The organism is Actinomycetota bacterium, assembly GCA_036280995.1.
Lineage (GTDB): Bacteria > Actinomycetota > CALGFH01 > CALGFH01 > CALGFH01 > CALGFH01.
The window spans coordinates 1-2285 of sequence record DASUPQ010000401.1 but is presented as its reverse complement, the minus strand read 5'-3'; the positions used below and the strand labels follow the sequence as shown (position 1 = coordinate 2285).

Annotated in this window: 2 protein-coding genes; one reads left to right on the top strand and one right to left on the bottom strand. The window is 72.0% G+C overall.

The genetic code is table 11. From position 1 onward, the window contains the following. Positions 1-5: 5 nt before the first annotated feature. Complete coding sequence (locus tag VF468_13300) at positions 6-806, bottom strand: phosphatase PAP2 family protein (GenBank protein ID HEX5879271.1); 801 nt, start codon at positions 804-806, stop codon at positions 6-8. Positions 807-957: 151 nt separating this feature from the next. Here VF468_13300 and VF468_13295 point away from each other — a divergent pair, with 151 nt between their 5' ends. After that, complete coding sequence (locus tag VF468_13295) at positions 958-2244, top strand: phospholipase D-like domain-containing protein (GenBank protein HEX5879270.1); 1287 nt, start codon at positions 958-960, stop codon at positions 2242-2244. Positions 2245-2285 lie beyond the last annotated feature (41 nt).

Below are 2285 nucleotides of genomic sequence, written 5' to 3'. Positions count from 1 at the left end.
TCCGGCTACCCATGGCGCACGGCCGATCGCCGCCACGGCCGCCCCTCACCCGGGGACCCGCCGTGGCGCAGGGCCCAGTGGGCCACCCCGAGGCGAATGCCGCGGACGGTGGCGGCCAGCCACAGCCCGCCGAGCAGGACGCCGCCGACCACGTCGGTCACGAAGTGCATGCCCCGGTACATGCGGGAGGTCGCCACCAGCAGCGGGACCACGAACGCGAGGACCAGGAACAGGTTCCTGACCAGCGCCGAGCGGGCCCGCTGGTTGGCCAGCACGGCCAGCGACCCCCACAGGGCGATGGTGGCGGCGGTGTGCCCGGAGGGGAAGCTGGAGGTGGGCGGGGCCTCGTCCAGGTGGCGGACGGGCGGCCGGTCGCGGTCCACCAGCATGGTCACCAGCAGGAAGATGAGCACCTCGCCGGCCACGGCCACCGCGACCAGCATCGGCTCCCGCCAGCGCCGCCACACGAGCGCGGCGAAGGCCACCGCGACCACGGCCAGGGCGGTGACGGACAGGGTGCCGCCGACCTCGGAGGTGAACACGGTGGCGTCGTTGAGGTCGGCGGTGCGCTCGCCGGCGAACCAGCGGCTCACGCCAGCGTCGGCGCGGCCGATGCCGTCGTCGTGGACGACCTTGGCCAGCACCCAGCCGACGCCGATCAGGGCCAGCGCCAGCACGACCGCGCAGACCAGCAGGTACAGGGTCGGGGGGACGCCCTCGCGGAGCCGCCGCCAGCGGGCGGCCAGGGCGGTCTCGCGGTCGTCGGGCCCGGGGTCGAGCGGTCCACGGGTCGCGCTGCCGGCCATTTGACTCCTTCCCAAGCGTGCAGTTGTCATCCCGCGCATTCTCAGTCAAGAAGGCGAGCAAACTATCCTGGCCGCATTCGACCGTGCTTGCTTTCCCGCTTCGCTGGGAAGTCGCAGGTCGCCCAAGGGGACGACACGGAAGGGAGTGACCGTGCCAAGCGCCCGCACCTGGCGCCGGGCCGCCCTCGCCGGCGGGCTGGGACTGGCCGGCGTCTACGCCTTCGAGGCGGCCCAGTACCACCGCACCGCCGGCAAGGGCTTCGAGCTGGAGGACCCGCCCGCGCCGGGCACGCCCGACTTCGCCCGCATGGTGGAGGCGCTCACCACCGCGCCGCTGCGCCAGGGCAACCGCGTCACCGTGCTCCGCAACGGCCACGAGATCTTCCCGGCCATGCTGGAGGCGATCCGTTCGGCCGAGCAGACCATCAACTTCGCCACCTACGTCTACTGGACCGGCAGCATCGCTCCCGAGTTCGCCGACGCGCTGGCCGAGCGGGCCCGGGCCGGGGTCGAGGTCAACGTGCTGCTGGACGCCGTCGGGGCGGCCAAGATGGACCGTTCCCTGGTCGACCAGCTGGTGGACGCCGGGGCCAAGGTGGCCTGGTTCCGGCCGCCCAAGTGGTACACCCTCCACAAGCTCAACAACCGTACCCACCGCAAGATCCTGGTGGTCGACGGCCGGGTCGGGTTCACCGGCGGGGTCGGGATCGCCGAGGAATGGACCGGCAACACCGAGGACCCCGGCCACTGGCGCGACACCCACGTGCGGGTCGAGGGTCCGGCCGCCCGCGACCTGTTCGGCGGCTTCCTGGACAACTGGGCCGAGGCGACCCAGTGCATCCTGTCCGGGCCCGACCATCTGCCCGACATCGACGGCTTCGACGACGGCGTCCAGGTGCAGGTCACCCGGAGCACGGCCGAGAAGGGATCGACCGACGCCGAGCACCTGTTCTACGCGGCCATCGCCTGCGCCAGGGAGCGGATCTGGCTGACCACCGCCTACTTCGCCCCGCGGCGGGCGTTCGTGGAGGCCCTGTGCGAGGCGGTCGGGCGCGGGGTCGACGTGTGCGTGCTCACCAACGGCCCCCACATGGATAAGCAGGTCGTCCGCCGGGCCGGGCACCTCGCGTATGGGCGGATGCTGGAGTGCGGGTCGCGGATCTTCGAGTACCAGCGGACCATGCTCCACGCCAAGGTGATGATCGTGGATGCAAACTGGGCGACGGTAGGGTCGATCAACTTCGACAACCGCTCGTTCGCCCTCAACGACGAGCTCAACCTGTCCGTGCGCGACCGGGGCATCGTCGTCGAGTTCGAGAAGCACTTCCTGGCCGATCTGGATGACGCGCGCGAGCTCGACCTGGCCGCCTGGCGGGCCCGGCCGCTGCGGATGCGGGCCAAGGAGCTGGCCAGCGCCGCCATCCGCCGGGAGCTGTGATGGCTTCGGAGCTGGACCCCACACCGACCATCCGCCGGGAG